Genomic DNA, 26,102 nt, shown 5'->3' with positions numbered 1-26,102 from the left:
TGATAGCAAAAAGAAGGGGAAGCTTCATTTATGAACCTGAAGCTTCCCTTTTTCTTTTCTTGCTACCGGTTGTGTTGCACCTGGACTCTTTTCCCGAAACATCGTGATGATGGCAACGGATGCGATGATCATGACAGCAGCAATCAAGGTTTGGCTTGTCAATTGCTCATCAGCGATCAGCCAGCCTAGAAATACTGCGACAATCGGGTTCACATAAGCGTATGTGGAGACCAGGGAAGGCTCTGCATTTTTCAAAAGCCAAATGTATGCTGTGTAGGCGACAATGGAACCAAATCCAACTAAATAGCCAAAAGCAATCCAGGAACGCAGGGTGATCTCCGATAGGTGCAGCTTCGTCCAATCGTCGAGAAACAGCGACGTGATCCCCAGCAAACTCCCTCCGATGATCATTTGCAAGGCCGTCGCCATTACCGGTGATGCAGGGAGCTTTGCCTTTCGCGAATACAACGATCCCACTGCCCAACTGATTGAGGCAAACAGGAGCGCAAAGATTCCGATGGTATCGATCCCTTGATTGCCTGTGCTCTCGGGATTGACAACCAGCACTGCGATCCCCGCCAAGCCAAACAGGATTCCTCCCATGACTCCAACTGTTGGCTTTTGCTTGCTACCACCGATCCAGTTAAAAGCAAGAATCCATAATGGAACGGTAGCGATCAACAAGGACGCGATTGCTGACGGTACCTTGAGCTGTGCCCATGCAACTACACCGTTACCTCCGAGAAGCAGCAACGCCCCAACAACTCCGGCCCCTCTCCATTCTGCAGCACTGGGCAACTCTGCCCCTTTCCAACGCCCGATCAGGAACAGGATCGATCCCGCTAGAAAAAATCGCGCACCCGCCATAATAAAGGGTGGTATCGATTCAATGGCGATCTTCATTCCGAGATAAGTGCCTCCCCAAAACAGGTAGACCGCGAACAACGCAATCGTAACGACAAATAATTTCGAATCTTTTTTTCCTGTCATTGTGTTTCCACCTTGGTTTTCAAATTTCTTTCCAACCATCCTCGTAGATCGTCGACAAGATGAAGGTCGTGGAGGTTTCCAGTATTTCGTCATACTGAACCATTTCATCGATCAGATTGGTGATATCCTCCGGTGCCGTCGCACGTACTTTTAGCATCATACACCACTCTCCCGCGAGCCGCTGGCATTCGATGATGGTCACGTTCGGTACCTGAACGTTCACAATCTTTGCTGTGATTTCCTTGAAGTCCTGACATCTTGCTTTGACGAAGATCAATACCTTCAGCCTTTGCTCTAATTTTCTCCAATCAATGATGCCACGGTATCCCTTGATAACGCCATTCTTTTCAAGCTTGGCAACCCGTTGGTGGACAGCCGGTCGCGAGATGTGCAGCAGCTTGCTGATTTCCTCATGAGATATCCTACCGTTTTCCTCGAGCAATTGAACAATTCTCAGGTCAACCTCATCCATCACATACCTCCTGTGGTTATAGTAGCATATTTTCCTTCATATAGACCATTCGTACTCTATATTGACCGAATTCAAACGAATAGTAAATACAGAGCAAGATATCCCAAAAAAATAATGCCCAAAACCGTCGTGAAAGCCCCCTTCTCATTACGAATCGTTACTTAGGTACCCATAAAAAAAGAACAAGCCCCCGCTTGATTATAAGCGGGGACCAGCTTAGCAGCATCGTCCTTATCATTCTGGTTTCTCAAACAACGCCATCCACTCATCAACTTGGATGGAAACGACTTGCTCTCCTTCTTTTCCTACAGCAAAGTAGGCCTGGATTTCCTCATCGGCGCTTGTGATATGCGCGGTTACTTGCTCAACCTGCTCCTCAGTCTCAGTCGTACGTCTGACCCAAATCGCATACGGGAACGTCTTTTTACGGATGCGCGAATGACTCTCCAACAGTCCCTCTTGCTCTATCCATGCTAACCATTCGGAGCGTGAGTAGCTTCGTACATGGCTGTGATCCCGAAGTTTTTCCAGCGTATTCACAAATCGATCGAGCTTTTCATCCTCTGCTGCGATATTGTCGATCAACACGAATTTTCCACCTGGCTTTAAGACACGGGCCACTTCTTTTACAAACGCCTCTGGGTTCGGAAAGTGATGAGCCGCAATTCTGCACCCGACTGCATCAAAGGATTCACTCAAAAACGGCAGTGTTTCCGCATCCGCAACCACATAAAAGACATTGCTAGTGTGAGATTTCAGATGGTTTCGCGCCGCTGCAAGCATCGGCTGTGTCAAATCAGTCGCAAAGACTTGACCGACATGTGGAGCGATTGCCTTGGTAAGATGACCGCCACCCGTTGCCACATCGAGAAACACCCAATCAGGCGAAGGATTTAACCAAGGATTCAGGAGAGCGAGATCCTCTCCCGTAGCGTGTGTCTGGCTGTTCACATACTTTTCGGCATTCGCACCGAACTGCTGTTTGACTTCCTCTTTGATCTTTTTGTCATCGCGCATGAGAATCGCCCTCCTCTATTCTTCGTTCACGATTACTTTCTTCCCTCTCATTTTCATAATCAAGGGAACGGTGATCCAGAGAACCGCAATGATGAGGAACACCAGCGATACTGGCTTTTCAATAAAGATAGAAAAATCACCATTGGACGTCGTCAGAGCGCGTCGCAAATTGTTTTCAATCATCGGACCCAAGACCAAGCCAAGAACGAGTGGTGCCATTGGGAAATCGTTTTTCGCCAAAAAGTAACCCACAAGTCCACAGAGGAGCAGCAAGACCAGATCAAAAACGGAGACACGGACTGCGTATACACCAAACACGGAAATGGCAACGATCATCGGGATCAAATATTTAGGCGGCGTCTCAATCAGCTTCGCAAACACCTTTACGAGCGGCATATTGAGGATCAAGAGCATCACGTTTCCGATGAACATACTAGCGATCAAGCCCCAAGCAATGTCCGGATGATCTTCAAACAAGAGTGGGCCTGGCTGCACGTTGTACATAATCAATGCACCCATCAATACCGCTGTCGTCCCAGTACCCGGAATCCCCAAGGTCAGAAGTGGGATCATCGCCCCGCCAGATGCTGCGTTGTTCGCCGACTCTGGAGCCGCTACCCCAGCGATTGCTCCTTTTCCGAATTTTTCAGGCGTTTTACTGATTTTCTTCTCCAGCAAATAAGCGAGGAAGGAGGCCAGTGTAGCACCGGAACCAGGAACAATTCCTTTAAAGAATCCAACAAGTGATCCACGGAGAATCGGTCCAGCACTTTCCTTCAAGTCTTCCTTGGTCGGTATGATTCGGGAGATTTTGGCGATCTCCCCCTCATTCACATCACGTTCAAGGATCGTCTTGAACACTTCCCCAAGCGCAAATACCCCTACGGCGATCGTCAAAAATTCCAAACCGGAATAAAGCTCGGGCATATCAAAAGTAAAACGCGCCACGCCGGATACATTGTCCAGCCCGATTGTCGCGATCAATAAGCCAAAAACCGTCATCATCAATGCTTTGGTCACAGACTTGCCTGCCAGCCCACTTAGTGCACATAATCCCAAGATCATCAGCGAAAACTCATCTGCCGGACTGAGCTTGAGTGCTACTTCCGAGAGTGGCTCTGCCAAAAATACCAGACCGATAAGCGAGACAAGCCCTGCAAAAAACGAACCAATCGCAGCGATGGAGAGAGCGACTCCCGCTCTTCCTTGCTTAGCCATCGGGTATCCGTCCAGTACGGTAACGACAGAAGATGACTCACCAGGTGTATTCAACAAAATCGAAGTGGTAGAGCCGCCGTACATCGCTCCGTAGTAAACCCCTGCCAACAAAATAATGGCGCTGGTCGCCGCTGCTTCTGGCGGCAGTCCACTCGTCAACGAAGCTGTCACCGGAATCAACAAGGCCACGCCACTGATTGGGCCAATCCCTGGCAATACCCCGACTACTGTCCCGATCAAGACGCCGACAAACGCAAAGATGATATTTTGCCATTGCAGGGCAGTGGCAAATCCGTTCAGCAAATAGTCAATCGCACCCATTTCATCCACCTCCTACAAGCCTAACCATGTTGGTAAACCGGGCAAAGTGCCATCGAGAACTTCCACGTACAACAAGTAGACACCGAATGAAAACGCACCGGAAATGAGCACGCTGTTGAGCCATTTCCCTTTCTGCATCGTCTGAAATCCAACTAAAAGGAAAAGGAAGGTACTGATCACGTAGCCGATTTCCTCTAAAAGCAATACGTAGAATAAGGCCGCGACAAGTATGATGAGGAAGCGTTTGTAATCGAGCTTTTGCTTCTCTTTCTCGCCCTCTTGCTTGTATTTGAACGTCTCATAAAATAATCGCAGGCTGAGCAGGATCAGCAGACTTCCAAGTCCCATCGGAAAAATGTTTGGTCCGACATTGCTACCGTAAGCGCTCGCCGAGATGTTTTGGCTGCCGACCACAAACGCTACGCCCAACACGAGAAAAATCAGACTGGCGAAGCGGTCAAATGTTTTGCTCACGTATGTTCCCTCCTGTTCGTACAAGAATCCAGAATGAAGGAGGAGAAGAATCGCTCCTTCTCCATCCCGCATCAAACCTTTTTATTTCGCCATTCCGAGCAAGCCCAGGATTTCCTTGAACATTTTTTCTTGCTCACCCAGGTAGCTCTTGAAGTCTGCACCGTTTTTATAGCCATCGTCCCAGCCGTTTGCTTCCAGCTCTGCTTTCCACTCAGGAGTCTCTGTCATCGCTTTCAATTTTTGCTCCCAGTAAGCAACAGCATCTGGCGTCATGTCTTTTGGTCCAAATACACCGCGCCAGTTGATCAGCTCCGTGTCATAACCGGATTCTTTGTACGTCGGGATGTCCTTGAACATACCTTTCAAGCGCTCAGGGGAAGAAACGCCCAAGATTCTTACTTTGCCGGATTTCAAGTATTCACCCGAACCGGATACATCTGTAGCCAGTACGTCAGCATTGCCACCCAAGAGAGATGCGATCGCTTCTCCGCCGCCATCGTAAGAAATGTATTTCACTGATTTTGGATCAATTCCCGCTTTTACAGCTGGCATCAAAAAGGTCAAGTGATCAAGTGAGCCAGGAGCCGAACCGCCTGCAACCGTTACTTTGGTTGGATCAGCTTTGATTGCATCCATTAACGATTTCAGATCCTTGTATGGAGAATCAGCTGCTACTACGATCGCGCCGTAATCTTTCGTCAATTGTGCCAACGGAGTCATATCATTGTAGGAATGCGGGCTGTTTCCTTCTTTTTTCACATTGTTGATGACGATTGGTGTAGAGGGAAGCAGGAGCTTATAGTTGTTTTTCTTGTCCTGCGTCACGAAATCAGCCAAGCCTACTGCCTGTCCGCCACCTGGCTTGTTTTCAACGGAGATCGTCTTGTCTACCAGCTTCGTTGCTGACATCACCTTTGCGAGGGAACGCGCTGTTTTATCCAAACCGCCGCCTGCCCCAGACGGAGCGATAACCGAGATTGGTTTTTCTGGGTAGGTAGAAGCTCCTCCAGAGGATGCTGTCTGCCCACCGCCGCCTCCACAGGCTGCGAGGCTAAGTGCCATTGCCGTTGTGAGGAGTACTCCGGTCCACTTTGTCCATTTGTTTGATTTTTTCATCTTTATAACCCCCTCGATTGATAGCGTTTTCAAATAAGTTAAGGAGATCATAGCATTCGATGAAAACGCTTCCTAGTTTGTTCAGATAATTTGGATAAACACCATATTTATGATTATTTTCATTTTTTTCACGCCAAAAAGACCTGCCGTTCCGATCAGGGAACGTACAGGCCTTACCATTAATTCGACTTTACTACTGCGTCAGGCGCTGGTCTCCTTTGGCTGTTTGATCCTGCTGTGGCGGTTCGTCCACGCACGAGCGCCGAAGGAAAACAACGTAAGGACAAGGACCAAACGAAACAGATGAAACGCCGTCACTAAGAGCGGATCGGCTCCTGTCGCCAAGGCAGTCAAGCTCATCTCGGCAAGTCCACCTGGCACCGTAGCCAAAATCGCCGTCACGATATCGGTAGCCGTCACGTAAGAAATACCGATAGCCAGCGCAATCACCATGATGAACAAAAACAGGGAATGCATGAGACCGAACAGAAAGAATCGGCGGTTTTTGGCGATGTCCTCTCGTTTGAAGCCAAGACCGATGCTGACCCCGATGAATATTTGTGCCCCTTGGACCAAGATGCTTGGCAAAGCAGGACTCTCTCCCACAAGCGACGTATTCATCGAAATCAAAGCGGTCACGAGCAAGGCACCTAGCAAGAACGGAGCCGGTATATAACAGCGTGACGCAATCAACGCTCCAATGACACCAGCCACAAGAATCATGACCGTCTGCCCAATCCCCAGCATTTGTTCTGTAGTAGCCGTCTGTATGGCAGCATGGGTAGGTAGAAATGTCACAAGATAAGGGGTACAAAGCACGACGCTGATCGCACGAATCGAGTGAAAAATCGTGATGACTTGCTGATTTCCCCCTGCCAGTTGCCCCACCGACACCATTTCTGATAATCCGCCGGGAATATTGCTGAAGATCGCCGTTATTCCGTCTACTCGGCAGACCTTATAAAATATCCAAGCATTTACCAAACTGATCAAGATGGTCAAAATCGTGGTGATGAGCATCAAACCGATGTGCCCCGTCATCGTATCAACGATTTCAGGTGTCATTCGCAGACCAAGGGTGATCCCGATCACTGTCAATCCAGCTTGACGAAACCAACGGGGAATCCAAAGATATTTGACCCCAAGTATATTACAGATAACTGTCGTGACTAACGCTCCGAGCAGCCAAGGAAGTGGACTGTGGATGATAGCAAACAGCCAGCCTCCCAGTGATCCGAGCAGCAATGTAAACAAAATGCGTAGCAGCATAAGCGTTCCCTCTCCTACTCTCCGACGTTGTATGAAGCTTCTAGGGTGGGGGTACACCTAGTGTAAAACAATTGTTCTCGCAGCAAAAATACAAAATGGTTATCGTTGGCGATTCCTTGAATGAATAACAAAAAAACTGCCGGCTCCCATTCAGAGAGTTCCCAGCAGTTCCTTTTTCCTTGCTTAATCGAGAAATGTTATCTCACCCTGCTCCATGAAGCGTACAAATGCCTTGACCATTTGCAAGTCCATTGAGTCGGCATGATAAAACATCCAGGTACTTCGCTTGATCGGCTCCCCTTCTGCTGTGGTTAGCTCAATCATGTGCAGATCGTCTTTGCCATTCAGCACGCCTCGTGGAAGGATGGCGTACCCCAAACCGTTTGCTACCATTTCACTGCATGTATCCGCCTTGTCGACCTCCATGCCGATCAGCGGTGGTTGGGAAAATCGTTCGGTCCACCAGTTGTCCACTAACGCCCGCAGCATCGGATCGGTCTCATAGTCGATTCGCGGCAGGGTGGGCAGGTCGTCGATATGAATGGGTTCCGTGGAAACGACATAGACCGATTCCTCGAACAGCAAGTGCTTTTGGTCGGACCAGTTGTAGCTTCCCCGGACGAAACCTACGTGCACGTCCTGATTATACACGGACTTGTAGACGTCTTTGCTCCATCCGGTCATCACCTTGTACTCGACGTTTGGATAGGCTTCCTTGAACTTTTTCAAGATGATCGGGAGCTTGTACCGTGCAAAATAGTTGGAAACCCCCAGCCGGAGCGTACCATTAACCTCGTCTCCCATGTTCAAGACATGCTCCTTGATATTGCGCAGTCTGAGGAGCATTTCATCCGCACATTTTGCCAAATACTCGCCTTGAGGAGTGAAATGAACGCCTCTACTCCCCCGTTGCACGATCTGTACGCCAAATTCTTTTTCAATCTGCCGCAGCCGTTTGGTCAGAGCAGGCTGGGACAAATACAAGCTTTCGGCTGTTTTTGTGATGTTTTGTTCCTGGTACAAGGTTTGGAGAATGTACCAATCGCGATATTCCATGGCTATAGTGTCTCCGCATGATTATTTGTCACTTCTTTATTTAACACATTTTTCTCCTTCCTTTTCAAATAGTTTCCAATCACAATTACCAGAAGTGCCAATGCTACCGGCAAAATCATATGCAACGAAGGCATTACCCCATCAAGGAAGCTGCCAACTGCTTTGTCTCCTACAATCATTTCACCTGCTGTATATCCGAGCAATGCCGCCCCCAATAATACGATGATGGGAAAACGGTTCATCAGCTTCATCAGCAACTGGCTTCCCCAAATGATGAGCGGAATGCTGATGGCAAGACCGATGATGACCAAAACTAGGTTCCCGTTCGCTGCTCCCGCTACCGCAATGACATTGTCCAGACTCATAATCAGATCAGCAAAAATAATGGTTTTAAGTGCCTCAACAAAACTCGCTCCGCCACCAATGTGACTGTCCTCATCTTCACCTTTTAACAGCTTGACCGCAATCCAGATGAGCAAAAGCCCTCCGACGACTTGGACAAACGGGATTTTCAACAGCCAGATGGCAATGAAGGTAAGGATGATCCGCAGCCCGATTGCACCAAAGCTCCCCCAAAAGGTGGCTTTTTTCTGCAGCTCTGGACTCAGGTTGCGACAGGCAAGAGCAATAACGACTGCATTGTCTCCGCTCAGGACCAGGTTGATCATAATGATTTGTAGTAAGCTAAGTAAGTAATCTGTCATGATGTCTCCCTCCAATATTGCTGATACTGACAATAATAGACCTATCTTTTCGCTAGTGCAGTATTATTTCTATTATTTGCATATATTTTTTTTGAAAGACAGGCTACTTTTTGTATCCATACACAGAATAATCCGCCCGCACTTTTCGAATCGCTAGCCAAACCGGCAATCCTCTCGCTACCCAACGCAAGGCAGACATTATATTTTGTTCATTTTCAAACTGCTCGACAATGATGACGGTCTTTTCATTGATGTACGTCTGTAGCTCCTCCCAGCCCATTGCTGAATAGCGGTCATTACCGTACGTTTTCAACGCCAAAAAGTCTTCGCGTTTTGGGTCCTTCAGCTGGAGAAGATGTTGAATGGCTCTCGCGCATTCGGGATGAATGGTATTATTCATGATGTCATGCCTCACTTTGGTACGGGATGACTTTATGTTAAACGATTACAGCACGCTTCGCACGCAAATAAAAAAGGCCATCATCACTTTGGTAGGATAACGACCTTTTGTGTTTCTGTTGATTCAGTTTTTCTTCTCTCGTCTTCGTCGTCCGTTGTCTCATGTCTGCAAAAGCAAAAATGCTTCTGTTGAGCTCTGGGTTTCTTTTGCCTTCACGGGCCAGTTTTTCACGTTGCTTGCGTGCTGCGCTTTTTGCCATAAGTTATTATTCACTCCTCTTTGACGGCTTACTACGATGAATACCGTCCTTGGTGTTATCATAGAACGCTTCCTGTGTTGTTGCAACGAAAATAGTAAAATCGCCTATAACTCTTGTCCATTCCTTTTTCTATCTCCTGAATAGGATAGATTGACAGGAGGTGTTGGTACTCGATGAAAAAGAAAAGAATCACTGCGAGACGCGTGGAAAACCAAGTGTATTCCAATCGGGTTCTGCGCTCTGAATTCGATCGCAACTGGCGTACAGTAATCTCCAGAAGTGGTTACGTTATTTATATTGCAACAGCAAATCGAGCAAAAATAACTGTTCTGCTTTCAAATGGCTCTAGGAAATTGCTCATCTTCAGACAAGGTGGAAGAGTATTGGTTGGCGGTGGGGGTACCAGTCATTATAGCAAACCGCACATTGCAAAGGACTTGTAAAATATAGGAATCGCCCTGCACAGTATTGCTTGTGGCAGGGCGATTTTCATTGAACGGATAGCTTACCTCGTCTTAATGATCACCGTCATTTTTTGCTTCACTTTTGTATCTTGAATCATTCCAATGATCTCCGCTCGTTTCCATACAACAAATTTATGCTCTTGCCCATTATGCATCTTGATTTTCATTCCGTTTGGGATCACGAACAGCGTATTCCGCTTTTCAACTGCCGCAATATCATTCAAGTTTAATTCGAGAGGTTGTGTTTGAATATTGAGACTGTGTGGTTGAAAATAGAGTCTTTCACTCGTAATCGTTAACTTCCCACCTACTCCTTCCATTCCTCTGAATAGGTTTGCCGCTATATTCTCTTGCACGATCGATTCGTTTCGCCTGAGTTCCATCGTTTCCTTTTCCCCTCCGACATACGATTCCGTTTTTTCTCGAATTGGTAGGCACTTCATATTACCTTGACACTCCCCATGCCTAAAGGCGGGGGATTCTTGGGTAGTCACTCTAACGGAGTGAATTTTACCAAGCTATCCCTGTGTGTCCCACAGTTTAGTTGACTACGCCAACAATCGAAGTCCTTCTTGCTCAATATTGATCGCTGCGTTTTGGTCACGATCATGTTGTACGCCACAGTGCGGGCATAACCAACTGCGCAAGTTGAGACTTTTCACTGCTTTGTTGCGGTATCCACAGTTTGGAGTTGAGCAGAGCTGGCTTGAAGGAAATTGTTTTCCAACAATTGAGACCTTTCTTCCATACCATTCTGCCTTATACTCCAACATCGTACGAAACATAGACCACGAAGCATCTGCAATGGATTTGGCTAACTTGTGATTTTTGACCATATTTTCCACTTGCAAGTCCTCCAAACAGATCACTTGGCTTTCGTTGATCAGCTTGGTTGACAGCTTATGTAGGAAATCGTTACGGGTGTTTGCAATTTTTTCGTGGAGTCGAGCTACTTTGGTACGCGCCTTGTTCCGGTTGTTGCTGCCTTTTTGTCTACGAGATTGAATCCGTTGCCACTTCGCCAGTTGTTTTTCATACTTGCGATAGTATTTGGGATTTGCCACCTTCTCACCAGTAGAGAGAATGGCGAAATCCTTGATCCCAAGGTCAATCCCAACTGTTTGTTCTACCTTTGGGAGGAATTGACTCTCTGTTTCACACAATACTGACACAAAGTATTTACCTGAAGGATTACATCTAATCGTAGCACATAGGATTCGCCCTCCAACTTCTCTGGATTTAGCAAACGATACCCATCCCAGCTTAGGAAGTTTGATGCGATTCCCTTTTATTTTGATGTTCATCTTGCATGTATAGGATTGCTTTGGGTTCTTCTTGCTCTTGAATTTGGGATAGCCTTTTTTCTAAAACTTTTTGTATGAGGAATCCAAATCTTTTAAAGTTGATTGCAGGGCAGTGGAGTACACTTCTTTCAACCATTCGATTTCTTTTTTTAGTTGCGTGAGCAAAGCAGAACAGTCGTTGTAATTCAGCGTTTTGTTTTCTTGTTCGTAAGCATCTTTTCGTTCGCAAGAAAGTGATTGAATACAAAGCGAGTACATCCAATTGTCTTGTTGATGAGAGTTGCTTGTTCTTTGTTTGGATACAAACGGAATTTGTAGGCTCTATGCAAGTTCAATCATTCCTTTCTTTTTGAGACTCAACGTATTTCTGAATCACATCGAGTTGCACCGTGCCAACCGTTGCAACAAAGTAGGAGTTTGTCCATAGCGAGGGAAGTCTGCTTTTGAGATGTTTAAATTCCATCCGCAACACTCTGGATGTATAGCCCTTCAAATGTTTTACGACTCGGTGGATTCCGAATTGCGGATCGCATTTGATGAGCAAATAAACATGATCAGGCATGATTTCCATTTCAACAACTTCCGCACGGAGTTCCATTGCCTTTTCAAGAAACAACTCTTTTAATCGAATGTCTACTGGCTCTTTCAAAACCTTTTTACGATACTTCGGACAAAAAACAACGTGATATTTACAGTCAAATACGACATTATGGTTACTTTCCACTGATCTATTCAAAACCATCACCTATGGTTAATTATACCACTTCGTTAGATAGAGAAGACATTTCTAACAGAGATCGACAAAAAAAAGAACTATTTTTGTTTGCTCTTAGCACCCCCTACAGGGGATGCAGAGCAAAGTGCCTTATAAACCCATTCCTCACCTGCGCCGTCCAATTGGCAAAAACTTCTCTCCTTCCACCGCTCACTCCCTTATTCAAGAAAAGCACGGGAGTATTCAACGACGCCAAAGACATGAACAAGGGCATTTTCTTGCAGCTCCATAGCCATAAATACCTCATCCGGTACGTCGAAAGGTGCTTTTATTCCCCAGTGCGAAGCTTTTTGGAAGCCAAACTTCGGGTAATATTCGGGATGCCCGAGGACAACAACAGATTGGTATCCCAGTTCTTTGGCTTTTTGGAGGGCTTCGAGAATTAATTTCTTTCCTATTCCTTTGCTTTGGTAATCGGGCAAGACAGACACCGGGGCAAGTGCAAGTGACTCTATGCTCTGATTGTCATTGCAGATGTGTATTTTTGAAAAAAGAATATGCCCTACAAGCTCTTGATTCTCATCATGGATGGCGACATGGGATAACTCCGGTATGAATGCATCCGATTTTCGAATACGACAGACTAATTCATGTTCTTTGTGATCGCTGAACTCCGCATTCGCGAATGCACGTTTTACGACCTGTTCGGTTATGGCGTAATCATCTGGCTGTTCTATTCGGATCGTGATTGTCATTATTCCATCTCCTGATTCCATTTCGCTTTTGCTACCCGTATCTTATCATATCCATTCGATGAAACACCCTGCCCTATACATATGGTCAAGGCCCCGTTTAGTGGACAGTAAGAAAAACCCGGGCTGTTAGGCCACTAGCTGGCGTCTGAATTCAACAGGCGTCAGCTTTTTTAATTTTCTCTGCGGGCGATTTTCGTTGTAGAAGTCAATGTACTTCTCGATTCGCCTTTGTGCCTCATCGATACTTCGGATATCATAAGGATAGAGCCCTTCCGTTTTAAGATGCGAGAAGAAGCTCTCCATCGAGGCATTGTCATAACAGTTGCCTCTTCTAGACATGCTGATTTGGGCGCCAACCTTTGGCAGCATGTCGTGGTAAGCGTAGGACGTGTATTGGAATCCTTGATCGCTGTGAACGATCAGTCCAGTCACGTCTTTCGTCTTTTCAAAAGCTTTCTCAAAGGTCCGTAGGACCAATTGATTGTCGTTGCGAACATCCATGTGATAGGCCACGATTTCGTTATTAAACAAATCTTTAATAGCAGACAGGTAGAGCCAAGTATCCGCAACACGATACTGTGTGACGTCCGTTACCCACTTTTGATTAGGCGCATCTGCTTTGAAATTACGCTGTAGAATATTTTGGGCAACTCGCTCCCCAACCGATGAAGCAAGGTGATAGCGATACTTGCGTCGTATTCGAGAGCGGAGCCCCATTTCTTGCATGAGACGTAGTACCTTCTTATGATTGACCCACACCCCATGATCTTGCAGGAGAAATAGTTGGATTTGTCTATACCCATATTTACCGTGGTACTTCTTATAAACAGCCTGGACTAAATCTTTCATAGACTTGTCCCGATCTATTCCTTGGCGTTTTAAGTATGCGTAGTATCCACTTCTTGAGACGCCAAACAACTTACAGAGCTCACTGATGGTGTATTCTCCTGTGGCTTTCTTGATTGCGGCATACTTATGGACTGCACCTCCCGCATCCAGATTTCCAAACACTTTTTTAGCATCTTATTCTCCCGCTTTAATTTTTCTATATATCTGTTTGTATCTATGTATTCTTCGCGACGGCCACGTTGATCTAGAAGACCAAACTCTCCGAGTTTCTTATACTTCCGCATCCAGACCTTTAGTCGGTCCTCATCATGAATATTCAACTCTTCCATGATCACCCGTTTGGAAACACCCTTTAATCTCATCTGAATTGCTTGCAACTTAAGCTCTTCACTGTAATGTTTAAACTTCTGCCCTTTCTTTGCTGGCATAAAAATACACCCCTTAAAGTTAATCGGTAAAACCACGGGGGTTTTTCCAATGTCTACTTTAAGGGGTGCACTTCACATATGAGCAGGGTGTTTTGTTCTTTTTCTCATCATCAAAAGCCTATTGATTTTAAAATACGATACGTATAGTATTGTATTTATCTTACTTACTTTTAGAAAGGGGTATCTGATGAGAAGTCTACAATTGGAGACAGGAATCGGTTCGCTGCAATGGTTTGTCTTTTTACTTGCCAATTCCTTGACACTGCCTATTGTGATTGGGCAGGCCTATCAACTTCCTGCGGATGAGATAGCAGGTCTCATGCAACGAACGTTTATGGTAGTTGGTCTGAGTTCTTTTTTGACAGCATGGCTTGGACATCGATTACCTATTCCGGATGGTCCAGCAGGGATATGGCTCGGGGTTTTTGTACTCATGGGAGAATTGGCAGTATCTCAAGGAACCGATCAATCTGTGACCTTGCAATTACTCGAGGGAGGGATGCTCGTAACGGGTACCCTATTGATCATCATTGGGGCAACAGGTTTAATGGATCGGATGCTTACATTATTCACTCCGCTTGTTACCGGAGCGTACCTGATGCTGCTTGCTTTTCAGTTAAGCGGTGTATTTTTGAAAGGCATGATTGGCGTCAGCGCGACCTCTTCCGAGATTAACCCCGTGAATGTCGTCATTGCTTTTGCTGTTTTTGCTTTGGTCCTCTCACTCTCGATCTGGGGAAAGGGCTGGCTAAAAAGCTATGCTGTTTTGATCGGAATCATCATGGGGTGGCTGGCCTTTACTCTGGTAAATGGGTCAGGAAGTGTTCCAACGGCTTCGTCCATTGTGCTATTACCTGAGATATTCGCCTGGGGGCTTCCTCGCTTGGATGGGGGCATGGCGGTTTCCGCTGTCATCGTTGCTTTTGTCCTCGTCACCAATATCATTGCAAGTATGGCAGCGATGCAGCAGGTGCTCGGAGGAAAACCGGAAAAGCAAGCTTTGAACCGCGGCGGTCTTATGGGGGGAGTAGCCAATGTGCTGTCTTCGGTATTCTCTTCCGTAGGTGTTGTGCCCTTGTCGATTGCTGCGGGTTTTGTACGGATGACAAGTCAGAGCCGACTGCTCCCCTTTTTCATTGCCTGCCTGGCCCTGACCGGTGTTGCGTTAGTACCAAGCATTTACTCTTTTCTCTCTCTACTTCCGGGACCCGTTGCTTATGCGGCTATGCTAGCTTCTTTTACCCAGATGGTGGGCATCGGTTTGAGCGCTGTACTCAAGGTACCGCTTGACGAGCGTCGATTGACGATCTTGGGGGTATCATTGTCATTTGGAATCGGTGTCATGTTTTTGCCTCAAGCGATCTTCTCTGCATTACCTACCGTCTTACAGTACGTATTGGGTAATGGTCTCATGGTGGGAATGCTGATCTCCCTATTTCTTGAACATAGCTGGCGTCCTCCCAAAAAAGAAGAAAACACGCTGGCTGCATCGTAACCAAAATATTGGTATGATAGTTCCATGAAGAAACAGGAAGGTAAGCGAGGAACGAAAATGTCTGATAACGATAGCAACAAGCGCCGACCAGTAGGGAGACCCCGCAGTGAATTATCGAAAAATGCGATCATTGAAGCTTTAATCACGCTGCTGGAGGAATCGGGATTTGCTGCTTTAACCATTGAAGCCATTGCTACCCAAGCAGGTGTCGGCAAGGCCACTATCTATCGCTGGTGGCCCAACAAGTCCGCCCTTTTATTGGATGCCTTTCTCATGACAACCGAACCCAACATACGCTTGAACGAAGAGGTATCTGTTGAAGAAAACTTTCGCAATCAATTGCAGAACCTAGCCAAAGTCTTCAACAGTGCTATCGGTCGAACGACAATCGCGATGGTAGCCGACAGTGGGGCAGATTCAGAAGAAGCAAAAGCATTTGCCTCTGCTTACCTCAAGCCTAATCGTGAATTGGCCAAAAAGCTTCTGACGCGCGGAATCGATCGAGGAGAAATCAAGCCTCAGGAAGATTTTGATGTGCTCTTGGACATGTTTTATGGACCTGTGTACTTCCGTGTCCTCATTCACAAAAAGAAACTTGATCATACATTTGTGGACATGTTAGTGGAGCAAGTTATGAAATCGATTCGAACTCCAAGTTAAATGGCAACCAAGTGAAAATGGCTTCTATTGCTGCAAAGCGCCCTGCTCGACAAATAGAGCAGGGCGCTTCGTATAGGAATTCAGCTATTAATAAGTAAACTTATTGATCAAAACTTTCAGCTCTTCCGCCAATGACGACAAAGATTGAGCGGAGGATGAGATCTCTTGCATGGAGGCGAGCTGCTCCTCAGTAGAGGCTGCTACTTCCTCGGCTGTTTCGGCATTGCTTGTCGCAATGGTGACAAGCACATTGGCTGTCGCGGTTACTTCCTGAACAGCAGCCAAGATTTGCTGTGCGATCAAGGAAACCTCTGCGATATGTGGATTGGTCAGTCTGGTACTTTCCATGATGCCTTCAAACTTGTGAATCGTCTCCTCCGAAACGTTCAAGCCTGCTGCAACATCCAGTCTGACTTTTTCCATGTTGTCGACGGATTGCTTGGTTTCCCGCTGAATCTCTGTGATCAATTCAGAAATTTGCTTGGCCGACAATTGTGATTGCTCAGCCAACAGGCGCACCTCTGTAGCCACAACCGCAAAGCCTTTACCATGCTCACCAGCCCGCGCCGCTTCAATCGCTGCATTCAATGCCAACAAATTCGTCTGCTGGGCAATTCCGCTGATGACATCCGAGATCGTACCGATTTCTTTCGAACGATCATAAAGCGATTTGGTCATGCGATCCGACTGTTCTACCGATTCATGAATCGACTTCATTTGACTCATGACCTGAGCGACAAAGTTGCCTCCTTCTTCTGCCTGAACTGTCGTTTGCTGAGCAGTATCCGACAACACATTAACACTCTCTACAATCCGTGTGACCCCTTCCGAAATGTCCTGCAATGAACGAACATTTTGGTCGATTCCGCTCGTTTGTTGTTCCGCGCTGCCAGCTACGTCCTGAACAGCAGTCGTTACATGCTCGGTTGCAATGCTCGTCTGCTGCGCACTCGCAGTCAATTGCTCCGAAGACGCTGCTACTTGCTCCGCTCTGGCCTCGACATCGGAAATGAGCGTGCGCAGGTTATCCTGCATCGTGTTAAACGCATGACCAAGCCCACCGATTTCATCGGTTGACCGCACTTTAATCGGGTCAGTCAAAATACCTTGGCTCACTCTGACCGCATGTACCTTCACTTCCTGAATGGACTGAAGAAGGGAACGCAGTACAGCTGCTACAATGAGTCCTCCCAGCAGCAAGCAGATCGTGATCGTCCAAAACGTTTGCGCGAAAATCGGCTGTGCAGCATCCTCAACCTCTGACAGGTACATCGACCCAGCAATTTTCCAGCCAGTAGCCGGATTCGTCACATAATAAATCTGTTTCGGGATGCTTTGCTCCTCGTAATTAAATTTACCTGTTTCTGCTTGGAACATGTTATCGTAATAACTTTCTTGTGCCAGCGTTCCTGCCTGATTTTCCGGGTGGACGACATACTTCTTATTGCTGTCCACTACGATGACATCTCCATCTGAACCGATGCTGACTGAGTTTGCCAGTTGTTTGATCTGTTCAATCCCAACTGTAATGCAGATAACCCCTGCGCCATCCTCCGTCGTTCTTGCTACCGCTACTAAAACCTCACCTGATACCGCTGAAATATATGGCTCCGTAACGACGACAGTCCCCTTGTTTTCCATCGCTCTTTTGTACCAGTCTCTCGTACGCGGATCAAACCCTGCCTGTACTTCTTGCTTAGGAGCGCGGAAGTACTGTCCGTCAACCGTTCCCAAACTGATACTGGACGCTTCCGCATGCATACCCATATACATATCCAAATGATGCATGATTTCTTCTTGAACTTCAGCTGATTTCACGCCAGGTGTGATATCTCTTGCCAAATAGTCAGCGTCCTTCTTTTTGCCCTCAAACGTATTGCTGACGATGGAGTTGACCAAATCGACGTTTTCGTTGGCGCTGTCCATGATCTGTTTGTCAATTTCTTGTTTCGCTTGATGGTAAGCCAGGCTTCCAACGACAAGGGAAGGGACTAACAGAATCAAGAGAAATGTGATGATGAGTTTGGTTCGATAGCTTCGAAACCAATTTCGCAAGTTAACTTTCACTTCATTTCATCTACTTTCTAAGTTGTATTTGGATAAATGTTTCGTGTTGGTGAAGTCCTAATTTTTTATATCGGTAACGAAGGAAGGTTAATTAAGTAAAAAATATATAGAACTGTCATAGATATAAAAAAAGCGGCCCCAGAGGCCATAGAAAAACCGCCCTGCTTATATATGATAGACAGGACGGTCGGTATTAACTGACTATTTAGTAGCGAAATTTATTGATCATCGCATTCAGCTCTTCTGCCAACGATGACAGAGATTGGGCAGATGCTGAAACTTCTTGCATCGATGCGAGCTGCTCTTCTGTAGAAGCGGCTACTTCCTCTGCGGTCTCAGCATTGCCTTTTGCAATCATCGCCAACTCGTTCGCTGTCACCTTTACTTCCGCAACAGTTGCCACGATTTGTTGAGCGATCGACGATACCTCCACGATACGAGGATTCGTTTGTTTCGTGCTTGTCAAAATTTCCTCAAATTTATCAATCGTACCTTTGGAAATTCGCAAGCCTTCCGAAACATCGCGTCTGACTTTCTCCATAGTCTCAACGGATTCTTGCGTATCACGTTGAATTTCTACGATAAGGTCGGAAATTTGCTTGGCCGATTCCTGCGATTGCTCTGCCAACAGCCTTACCTCTGTTGCTACAACTGCAAATCCCTTGCCATGCTCGCCAGCCCGCGCCGCTTCGATCGCTGCATTCAGTGCAAGCAGGTTGGTTTGCTGCGAAATTCCACTGATCACTTCGGAGAAGGCGACAATGTCTCTGGAGCGTTCAGAAAGGGAATGAACCATGTGATTGAGCTGTTCCACAGATGCGTGAATCGAGTTCATCTGGCCCATTACCTTCTGAACCGATTCGCCGCCGTCACCAGCGTGAATAGTTGTTTGCTCAGCGATATCCGTCAATCCATGTACACTCTCCACAATTTGCGCTACGCCGTCTGATATATTTTGGAGAGAGTGGACGTTTTGGTCAATTCCATTCGTTTGCCTCTCTACGCTTCCAGCAACTTCTTGCACGGCTGTGGCAACATGCTCAGTGGCGATGCTCGTCTGCTGCGCACTCGCGGTCAATTGCTCAGACGAAGCGGCCACTTGTTCTGCTCTTGTCTCTACATCCGAAATGAGCGTGCGCAGGTTGTCCTGCATCGTATTGAACGCGCGACCCAGCTCACCAATCTCATCATTGGAACGAACCTGGATAGGCTCCGTAAGTATACCCTCACTCACTTTGACTGCATGTACCTTGACCGCTTGAATAGATCGGATAATCGAGCGCAGAACAACCGTTACGATCAATCCTCCTACAATCAAGCAAATAGCAATTGTCACGTACGTAAAGGTGAAGATAGGCTGTACAGAGTTCTGTATCTCCGAACGATCCAGCTTTCCAGCGATTTTCCAGCCAGTCAGCTCATTCGTCGTGTAGTGCACTTCTTGTTCGTTGCCTTGCTCGTCGTAACGGAAGTCACCTGATGCACCTTCGTACAATTTTTCAAAATAGCTCTCTTCAGCTACAGTGCCAGTCTCTTTTTCTGGATGAACAACGAACTTCTTGTTGCTGTCCAAAATCATGACGTACCCGTCGCTTCCGATACTGACCATATCAGCCAGACCTTTGATCTGCTCGACGCCCATCACAATTCCGACCACACCTGATCCATCATCCGTCGTTTTAGAAATGGTAACGAGGACTTTGCCTGATGCTGCTGAGACATACGGCTCCGTAATGACAGCCTTCCCCTTATTTTCCATCGCTTTCTTGTACCATTCTCTCGTTCTCGGATCAAAACCTGCCTTTACTGTTACCTTCGGGGATTGATAATACTGTCCGTCCACTGTCCCCAAACCAATGCCATTCGTGTCTGGAAGCATTCCACTGTAAATATCCAGATGCGGCATGACGAGCGCTGCACTGTCTTTGGTTGGGTACATGCTTTTGTTAACGGTTTTGGCTAAAAACTCAATGGTGTCCAGCTTGGGTTTAATCGTACTCGTCACAATCGAATTGACCAGCCCGACATTTTCTTTAGCGCTGTTCAAGATCTGTTTTTCCATCTCCTGCTTCGCCTGATTGGAAGCCAGTGTTCCAACGACAATAGTAGGAACAAGCAGAATCAATAGAAAGGCTGCGATTAATCTCGTTTTAAAGCTTCTACTCCAATTTATTAGGCCAACTCTCACTCATTCTCAACTACTATCTAGGTTGTATTGGGGGAAATTTTTTCCATGATATAACCCCAATCTAATATCGGCTAGGAATGAATGAGTATTTAGTGAAAAATTTACGAATAAAGTATTTATCTGTAAGCCATTTCAACCGCGCTTCATTTTCCCCAAGCGAATGAACTGTTCGTCACGTACACGAAGCTTTTCTGAGACAGACGTATCCTTATACGAGTAAATACCTGCTCCGGTCTTGGTGCCGAGATTGCCTTCTGCTACTCTGTCTTCAATGATAGCGGGTGCTTTTGTCGACGCATCCAGCTCCGGTGCCAGGTTATCCATCACACGCTTCCACGTATCGAGTCCGCCAAAATCCGCCGTCTCAATAGGCCCGACAAAAGCCCAACGATAGCCAATGCCATCTTTCATCACCGTATCGATCTGGGCTGCATCTGCTACACCTTCTGCGAGCAAATGAAAGGCTTCTCTCATCAGGGCTGTTTGTAGCCGATTGGCGATAAAGCCCGGTACATCCTTTTTTAGCAACACCGGGGACTTCCCGATCACTTCCATTAGCTGCATCGTCTTGTGAACCACTTCCTGCGCGGTCTTCTCGTGCTTGACTACCTCGACCAACGGAACCAATTGAGCCGGATTGAAAAAATGTGTAATCATATAGCGTTGTGGCGTAGTTGCTTTTTCGATCAGTCGCGCAATCGAAAACGTAGACGTATTGGAAGCAATAATCGCATCTGGCCTTGCGTATTTCTCCAGCTTTTCAAACAGCTCCCACTTTAGCTCGATGACTTCTGGTACCGCTTCTGTGATGACTTCTGCATCAGATACTGCCGCTCGCAAATCCGTGGTCAGGACGATATGCTCGAGCGCTGCTACTCTAGACTGGTCTGCAATCACTCCCTCTGCAACCAGAAGGGAAAGGCTGTGCTCGATGCTAGCTCTCGCTTTCGTCAAAAACTCTTCCTGCAAATCGTAAAGAGAAACACGAAATCCAGCCAATGCGTATAGCTGCGCGATTCCATGTCCCATAACACCTGATCCGATAACAGCCGCATGCTTTTCCATAGAAAGAGCCTCCCAGGGTGAAATAGGTTTACTAACAAAGCTTTCCACGATCAAATACCTAGTTCCTGCCAAGCAAATTCCTACTACTTTTACCGAAATTCATTCCTATGGCGCTTGTTGGGGAAAGCAAATTTTTGTACCATTAAAAACGCTTGAATGAACCCAATTCTTGGAATGCACGTTTTATATCCGGAGGTACACATGAAACTACTGAATAAAGTCGTGGTCATCACAGGAGCCAGTCGAGGATTGGGTCTTGAAATGGCCAATGTTCTGGCAAAAGAAGGAGCGATTGTTTGGGCAACCTCTCGATCCGCGCCTCATCCCAACGAAATCGCACACGCTGAACCGGGAAGTGTGACGAATATACAGCTAGACGTGACAGACGAGCAAAGTGTCCTTGCCCTATTTGCGCATGTACAAAGGATATACGGGCGTCTAGATGTCCTCGTCAACAATGCAGGAGTCGGCGTGTTTAAGCCTGTTGAACAAACAAGCTTAGAAGAATGGGAGAATGTTTTCCGCACCAATGTAACCGGACTCTTTCTTTGTAGCCGCGAAGGATACAAGGTAATGAAAGCTCACGGGGGTCGAATCATCAATATCTCTAGTGTCTCAGGCTATATTCCCATTGCAGAAAACGGCGTTTATGGTGCTTCGAAATTTGCCGTCCAAGGCTTTTCCCAAATTTGCAATGAAGAATGGAAAAACGACAATGTAAGAGTCTCCACCATTTTTCCCGGCGCCGTTCATACAAACATGACGGAGGACCGGCATTTTTTTGATCCGAGTGCGATGCTCGTACCAAAAGATGTGGCAGATACCGTGTTAGATATCGCCTCCCGTCCCCTCCACGTTCGAATCGATGAAGTCAAAATCCTTCCCCCTAAAGGCATTCTCTAAATAACAGATTAATAAGGAGAGTTTACAAATGCAGCAAGTAGCAATGATCACAGGAGCAGGCAATGGGATCGGGGCCGCAGCAGCAAAGCTTTTGGCTCAGCATGGGATCCGTGTCGCTGTTCTTGATGTACAAGAAGAAAAGGCACAGTTAGTCGCCGAAGAAATTAATCAGGCAGGCGGTCAAGCCTTGTCCATTCGCTGTGATGTCGGTCAACGAGCGCAAGTTGAAGAAGCCATCCAGCTTGTGGAATCGCATTTCGGGGATGTCACCATCTTGGTCAATAATGCAGGAGTTGGCGGACCATTCCACCGGGTAGACGAAGTCTCCGATGAAGAGTGGGATTGGATCATGAATACCAATTTGAAGAGTGTATTCCTATTTTGCAGAAACCTGTTGCCCAAGATGAAAGAAAGGAACTACGGGCGGATCGTAAACATCGCTTCCATTCAGGGCTTGCTAGGCTCTGCACATTCATCCACCTACGTCGCTTCCAAACACGGCATGATCGGCTATACGAAAACAATTGCGGCGGAATGGGGAGAGCAGGGGATTACTTGTAATGCCATCTGTCCGGGGTATGTGGATACCGCGATGGGCGTACGTCCGGAGGATATTTCAGATTACATGAATCGGGTCATCGCCAAAAGCCCGGTGAAACGTGTAGCTCATCCGCTGGAAATTGCCCAGATGATTTATCATCTCGTCGGACCACATAGCGGGTACATCAACGGAGCTAGCATCACCATGGACGGCGGGATCAGCAGTCACATCGGAATTACGGATCAGTTGTCCTAGTTCGGACACGTAGAAAAGGCCGCACGCTCGATTAGCTTCCACCCGGCATGCGGCCTTTTTCCCTATAAAAAGCGGCGATGCACTTTCTTGCCGTCGTACGTAAACAACACTTGTCGATCTTCCACCATCGATTCCAGATGAACGGATTTTCCCCATAAGGTATAGACGTAAGGCAATGTTTTTTCTACGTATTTGACATCAAGCTCCAGCCCCTCGAAATGATGCTTCAAGTACAGCTCGCCGGAGCGTAAGTAATCCCCATCGTGCACGAGTACATAAGGGAATCCCCCGTTAACCCGTGTGCCCGCAAGACCATCGCGTACGTTCTCCCACTGCTTTTCCGCGACAACCCAATCGTTGCCCTGCTTGCCGAACATATACAAATCCAGATCACTGACGAGGTCCTTGGTCAGGAAGTTGCGAATGAAGCTGATGTCGGACTCCAGCTCGCGCACCTCGAATATTTTCGCGCGTCCCTCTCCGGGCTTGCGTCCAAAGCGTTCCTGCTCTTCCTTCGTCGGATTATCCCAGCGTTTTTCAATGTCCTCCAAAATTTTCAGGCCCAGATGATACGGATTAATGCTCGTCGTCGAAGGCTGAATGACGGAGGAATGCAGCTTGGCAAACTCGATCGTCTCCGATTCTGTCAGCTCCATTTCCCGCAGAATGCGCATATGCCAGTAGGTGGCCCAGCCTTCGTTCATGATCTTCGTCTCCATCTGCGGCCAGAAATACAGCATCTCATCCCGGATGATCGTCAGAACATCCCGCTGCCACTCTTCTAGGATATTGCTGTATTCCATAATGAACAGCAGCAGGTCTTTTTCCGGCTCTGGCGGGAATTTGCGTGGTGCTTTTACCGGCTCTGCTTCCTCTTTTGCTTTGCGGTCCAATCCCCAGAGATCGTCATATGGGGATTGACGTTCTTTCTTCGTCTTTTTGTTCAGCCCCTCTGGCTCTCGTTTCCACCGCAGCTTCGGACGCATCAAGCTCGGATCGATATGCTCCTGAATCGCCAAGCTCGCATCGAGCAAATTCTCGACAGCCTCCTTGCCATACTCGATCTCATACTGGCGAATCCGCTCTCCACTGGCCGCCATGCTTTCGACCATATCCCGATTGGTGTTGGAGAAGCGCATATTGTTTTTGAAGAAGTCGCAGTGAGCAAGGACGTGAGCCACAATGAGCTTGTTTTGGATCAAGGAGTTGCCGTCCAAAAGAAACGCGTAACAAGGATTGGAGTTGATGACGAGCTCGTAGATTTTGCTCAGATTCAGGTCATACTGCAGCTTCATCCTGTAGAAGGATTTTCCAAAACTCCAATGAGAAAATCGTGTGGGCATTCCATATGCGCCAAATGTATAAATGATGTCAGACGGGCATATCTCGTATCGCATCGGGTAAAAATCGAGATTGAACCCTTTAGCGATCTCGGTAATTTCGTCAATGGATCGCTCCAGTTCTTTTCGCTCGTCGTTGGTCAAATCGTTTCGCCTCCCCCTTTTGCCGTCGGTCTACTTTATGTATATGGGGGACCGCGCTAAAAGACGCCAGCATTTAGAAAAGATATTGCTTTTGATTCAAACAAAATAATCAACTATTCCCCTAATATATTGATAATTATCGGCTGGTACATTTGATATGAACGGAAACTTCATTGGAGACTATGAAATCAAAAAAGAAATAAGAGTTACAAAAAATTCAAATTATACTGGTGGTAATCTTGAAGTAGATGTAAGAGAATCTACTATAATAGACCCTTGGTTCTGAGATGAGGTGAGATAATTAAAACTTTTGGGTACTTAATTACTTTCATACTCAACTTGATAGTAGCTTACTTTATATACGATCAATCCAGCTATGTAAAACCTCTATTGCAGTCTATTTTTATAGTGGCCTTGATCGTTATCATGGATTTCATTACGAATAAAAAGAGTAACCAAGTAAAGCACAAATAAGATACATCTAAACAGCCTTAGTCCGGTAGTAGTTCGGACTAAGGCTGTTTACGTAAATTTGCTCTGTTATTCATCCAGAAAAAAAGGCATCCCCGATTGGAGACACCCTTGATTTGTTTTTCATCTTGCTACTTAACCCTTGAACCAGTCGCGTACACCAGAATAAATAAGAGCTCCCGAGAATACGACCACAGTGATCAGACCAACTCCATCCACCAACGAGTCCACCCCACTTAGGAAGGAACCTTCCAACGGTGCTTTCAGCAATGCGTAACCACCGAGGAGACCTCCAACGTTGGAAATCCATTTGTTCATATTACGTCACCTCCCGTCGCAGCAGCCTGTAAGCGTTGCCACTGCGATACTTTACTCTATGTCTGAGGTTGACAAGCGGCTTGTATGGTAGTCCAAGGCGTGTTCACCAAATTACAATTGGGCTTTAGCGGTTGTTCAAAAAATCGACTTTTGATCACGAAGTAATTCTGCATGCATATTCGACATCGAAAGTGACGTTCACCTTCAAAGTCCGGTGCTCATGTAGGATGCCTACACTCCGCTCCTCCTTCTTCAGGTTCTCGCCACTTTCTCGGTGCTGAAAAGTCGACTTTTTGAACTTGGATTTTTACGTTAAAATAGAAAACAGACAAATGCACAGGTTATGTGAAAAAAGGAGTGACGCACTCATGAAGCTGTTTTTGATGCTTGGCAGTATCAGTGGATTTCTTTCGGTTGCGTTAGGAGCATTCGGAGCACATGCACTGAAGGAAAAACTGGACGCCTATTCGCTGGGCATTTTCAATACGGGCGTGACCTATCAGACGACACATGCGCTGGCTCTCGTGCTGGTTGCCCTGTTGCTCAAATGGTACCCGGATTCTTCTGGCCTCGTCTGGGCAGGCTGGTGCTTTGCAGCCGGAACCTTGGTCTTCTCCGGCAGCCTCTACACGCTGGCAATGACCGGTATCAAGGTTCTCGGAGCGATTACCCCGATTGGCGGAGTTTTGTTCCTCGCTGGATGGGCGCTGCTTGCGATTCATGCTTGGAAAAACGTATCGTAGACAAAAGCTTGCTAAAGGTTGGGATTCTGACTCCCAACCTTTTTTCTTTACGCCATGACTTCATCGGAACTTTGCCTGCCAATAACGCCAGCTCCTGACAC

At 46.8% G+C, this 26,102-nt stretch carries 27 protein-coding genes and 1 pseudogene; 6 read left to right on the top strand and 22 right to left on the bottom strand.

Features of this window, described 5'->3' with window-relative positions:
• Window positions 1-24: 24 nt before the first annotated feature.
• The 11 genes from ACM6JA_RS17400 to ACM6JA_RS17350 form a co-directional block, all read right to left on the bottom strand.
• Window positions 25-990 carry an EamA family transporter gene (locus ACM6JA_RS17400; protein WP_414853330.1) on the bottom strand — a complete coding sequence of 322 codons (966 nt, stop codon included), beginning with the start codon at window positions 988-990 and terminating at the stop codon, window positions 25-27.
• 19 nt (window positions 991-1,009) lie between these two features.
• Window positions 1,010-1,462 (bottom strand): Lrp/AsnC family transcriptional regulator, encoded by a 453-nt coding sequence (locus ACM6JA_RS17395; RefSeq protein ID WP_106655871.1) that lies wholly within the window; start codon window positions 1,460-1,462, stop codon window positions 1,010-1,012.
• 234 nt (window positions 1,463-1,696) lie between these two features.
• Window positions 1,697-2,479 carry a class I SAM-dependent methyltransferase gene (locus ACM6JA_RS17390; protein ID WP_414853329.1) on the bottom strand — a complete coding sequence of 261 codons (783 nt, stop codon included), beginning with the start codon at window positions 2,477-2,479 and terminating at the stop codon, window positions 1,697-1,699.
• A 15-nt stretch (window positions 2,480-2,494) separates the two neighbouring features.
• Window positions 2,495-4,018, bottom strand: a complete 1,524-nt coding sequence (locus tag ACM6JA_RS17385; RefSeq protein ID WP_007722292.1) for a tripartite tricarboxylate transporter permease — start codon at window positions 4,016-4,018, stop codon at window positions 2,495-2,497.
• A 12-nt stretch (window positions 4,019-4,030) separates the two neighbouring features.
• Window positions 4,031-4,492 (bottom strand): tripartite tricarboxylate transporter TctB family protein, encoded by a 462-nt coding sequence (locus ACM6JA_RS17380; protein ID WP_414853328.1) that lies wholly within the window; start codon window positions 4,490-4,492, stop codon window positions 4,031-4,033.
• Window positions 4,493-4,573: 81 nt separating this feature from the next.
• Complete coding sequence (locus ACM6JA_RS17375; RefSeq protein WP_414853327.1) at window positions 4,574-5,608, bottom strand: Bug family tripartite tricarboxylate transporter substrate binding protein; 1,035 nt, start codon at window positions 5,606-5,608, stop codon at window positions 4,574-4,576.
• A 201-nt stretch (window positions 5,609-5,809) separates the two neighbouring features.
• Window positions 5,810-6,877 carry an AbrB family transcriptional regulator gene (locus ACM6JA_RS17370; RefSeq protein ID WP_414853326.1) on the bottom strand — a complete coding sequence of 356 codons (1,068 nt, stop codon included), beginning with the start codon at window positions 6,875-6,877 and terminating at the stop codon, window positions 5,810-5,812.
• Between the two features lie 183 nt (window positions 6,878-7,060).
• Complete coding sequence (locus ACM6JA_RS17365) at window positions 7,061-7,933, bottom strand: LysR family transcriptional regulator (RefSeq protein ID WP_007722287.1); 873 nt, start codon at window positions 7,931-7,933, stop codon at window positions 7,061-7,063.
• Between the two features lie 2 nt (window positions 7,934-7,935).
• On the bottom strand, window positions 7,936-8,637 hold the full coding sequence (locus ACM6JA_RS17360; RefSeq protein WP_414853325.1) for a TerC family protein: 702 nt from the start codon (window positions 8,635-8,637) through the stop codon (window positions 7,936-7,938).
• A gap of 103 nt (window positions 8,638-8,740) precedes the next feature.
• Entirely contained in the window at window positions 8,741-9,037 is a 297-nt protein-coding gene (locus ACM6JA_RS17355; RefSeq protein WP_007722285.1) for a hypothetical protein, read from the bottom strand.
• Between the two features lie 37 nt (window positions 9,038-9,074).
• Window positions 9,075-9,296: a hypothetical protein gene (locus ACM6JA_RS17350; RefSeq protein ID WP_414853324.1), complete on the bottom strand. Its 222-nt coding sequence runs from the start codon at window positions 9,294-9,296 to the stop codon at window positions 9,075-9,077.
• Between the two features lie 173 nt (window positions 9,297-9,469).
• Between ACM6JA_RS17350 and ACM6JA_RS17345 the strand changes: the two genes are divergently transcribed.
• Window positions 9,470-9,739, top strand: a complete 270-nt coding sequence (locus ACM6JA_RS17345) for a hypothetical protein (RefSeq protein WP_007722283.1) — start codon at window positions 9,470-9,472, stop codon at window positions 9,737-9,739.
• A 62-nt stretch (window positions 9,740-9,801) separates the two neighbouring features.
• On the opposite strand, the gene ACM6JA_RS17340 is transcribed toward ACM6JA_RS17345, so the two are convergent.
• From ACM6JA_RS17340 to ACM6JA_RS17315, 6 genes and pseudogenes are all read right to left on the bottom strand, one after another.
• A complete protein-coding gene (locus ACM6JA_RS17340; protein ID WP_173621294.1) occupies window positions 9,802-10,143 on the bottom strand; it encodes a GRAM domain-containing protein in 342 nt (113 codons plus the stop codon).
• A gap of 165 nt (window positions 10,144-10,308) precedes the next feature.
• Window positions 10,309-11,399 (bottom strand): annotated as a pseudogene (gene tnpB / locus ACM6JA_RS17335) (IS200/IS605 family element RNA-guided endonuclease TnpB).
• Window positions 11,396-11,806, bottom strand: a complete 411-nt coding sequence (gene tnpA / locus ACM6JA_RS17330; RefSeq protein WP_414853685.1) for an IS200/IS605 family transposase — start codon at window positions 11,804-11,806, stop codon at window positions 11,396-11,398. Before tnpA ends, tnpB begins: the two are co-directional and overlap by 4 nt.
• 191 nt (window positions 11,807-11,997) lie before the next feature.
• Window positions 11,998-12,534 carry a GNAT family N-acetyltransferase gene (locus tag ACM6JA_RS17325; RefSeq protein ID WP_414853323.1) on the bottom strand — a complete coding sequence of 179 codons (537 nt, stop codon included), beginning with the start codon at window positions 12,532-12,534 and terminating at the stop codon, window positions 11,998-12,000.
• Between the two features lie 126 nt (window positions 12,535-12,660).
• A complete protein-coding gene (locus tag ACM6JA_RS17320) occupies window positions 12,661-13,470 on the bottom strand; it encodes an IS3 family transposase (RefSeq protein WP_414853684.1) in 810 nt (269 codons plus the stop codon).
• Window positions 13,413-13,811: a helix-turn-helix domain-containing protein gene (locus ACM6JA_RS17315; protein ID WP_414853322.1), complete on the bottom strand. Its 399-nt coding sequence runs from the start codon at window positions 13,809-13,811 to the stop codon at window positions 13,413-13,415. The genes ACM6JA_RS17320 and ACM6JA_RS17315 overlap by 58 nt, the downstream gene beginning before the upstream one ends.
• A gap of 187 nt (window positions 13,812-13,998) precedes the next feature.
• On the opposite strand from ACM6JA_RS17315, the gene ACM6JA_RS17310 reads away from it, so the two are divergent.
• Both ACM6JA_RS17310 and ACM6JA_RS17305 read left to right on the top strand, forming a co-directional pair.
• A complete protein-coding gene (locus ACM6JA_RS17310) occupies window positions 13,999-15,306 on the top strand; it encodes a purine/pyrimidine permease (RefSeq protein ID WP_414853321.1) in 1,308 nt (435 codons plus the stop codon).
• Window positions 15,307-15,330: 24 nt separating this feature from the next.
• Window positions 15,331-15,966, top strand: a complete 636-nt coding sequence (locus ACM6JA_RS17305; RefSeq protein WP_414853320.1) for a TetR/AcrR family transcriptional regulator — start codon at window positions 15,331-15,333, stop codon at window positions 15,964-15,966.
• Between the two features lie 87 nt (window positions 15,967-16,053).
• Here ACM6JA_RS17305 and ACM6JA_RS17300 read toward each other — a convergent pair whose 3' ends face one another.
• The 3 genes from ACM6JA_RS17300 to ACM6JA_RS17290 form a co-directional block, all read right to left on the bottom strand.
• On the bottom strand, window positions 16,054-18,033 hold the full coding sequence (locus ACM6JA_RS17300) for a methyl-accepting chemotaxis protein (protein WP_414853319.1): 1,980 nt from the start codon (window positions 18,031-18,033) through the stop codon (window positions 16,054-16,056).
• 205 nt (window positions 18,034-18,238) lie between these two features.
• Window positions 18,239-20,221, bottom strand: coding sequence for a methyl-accepting chemotaxis protein (locus tag ACM6JA_RS17295; protein ID WP_414853318.1), 1,983 nt, complete (start codon window positions 20,219-20,221; stop codon window positions 18,239-18,241).
• Window positions 20,222-20,353: 132 nt separating this feature from the next.
• Window positions 20,354-21,286, bottom strand: coding sequence for a 3-hydroxyacyl-CoA dehydrogenase family protein (locus ACM6JA_RS17290; protein ID WP_414853317.1), 933 nt, complete (start codon window positions 21,284-21,286; stop codon window positions 20,354-20,356).
• Window positions 21,287-21,487: 201 nt separating this feature from the next.
• On the opposite strand from ACM6JA_RS17290, the gene ACM6JA_RS17285 reads away from it, so the two are divergent.
• Both ACM6JA_RS17285 and ACM6JA_RS17280 read left to right on the top strand, forming a co-directional pair.
• Window positions 21,488-22,189 carry an SDR family oxidoreductase gene (locus ACM6JA_RS17285; RefSeq protein ID WP_414853316.1) on the top strand — a complete coding sequence of 234 codons (702 nt, stop codon included), beginning with the start codon at window positions 21,488-21,490 and terminating at the stop codon, window positions 22,187-22,189.
• A 28-nt stretch (window positions 22,190-22,217) separates the two neighbouring features.
• On the top strand, window positions 22,218-22,985 hold the full coding sequence (locus ACM6JA_RS17280) for an SDR family NAD(P)-dependent oxidoreductase (RefSeq protein WP_414853315.1): 768 nt from the start codon (window positions 22,218-22,220) through the stop codon (window positions 22,983-22,985).
• Between the two features lie 62 nt (window positions 22,986-23,047).
• On the opposite strand, the gene ACM6JA_RS17275 is transcribed toward ACM6JA_RS17280, so the two are convergent.
• Both ACM6JA_RS17275 and ACM6JA_RS17270 read right to left on the bottom strand, forming a co-directional pair.
• Entirely contained in the window at window positions 23,048-24,469 is a 1,422-nt protein-coding gene (locus tag ACM6JA_RS17275; protein WP_414853314.1) for a SpoVR family protein, read from the bottom strand.
• 606 nt (window positions 24,470-25,075) lie between these two features.
• The gene (locus tag ACM6JA_RS17270; protein ID WP_414853313.1) at window positions 25,076-25,258 is read right to left on the bottom strand and encodes a hypothetical protein; all 183 of its coding nucleotides are present in this window, start codon (window positions 25,256-25,258) and stop codon (window positions 25,076-25,078) included.
• A gap of 368 nt (window positions 25,259-25,626) precedes the next feature.
• On the opposite strand from ACM6JA_RS17270, the gene ACM6JA_RS17265 reads away from it, so the two are divergent.
• Window positions 25,627-26,001, top strand: a complete 375-nt coding sequence (locus ACM6JA_RS17265) for a DUF423 domain-containing protein (RefSeq protein ID WP_414853312.1) — start codon at window positions 25,627-25,629, stop codon at window positions 25,999-26,001.
• The last annotated feature ends 101 nt before the right edge of the window (window positions 26,002-26,102 follow it).

Source organism: Brevibacillus sp. IT-7CA2, assembly GCF_949767855.1.
Taxonomy (GTDB): domain Bacteria; phylum Bacillota; class Bacilli; order Brevibacillales; family Brevibacillaceae; genus Brevibacillus.
This window is presented reverse-complemented; position numbering and strand designations above follow the sequence as displayed.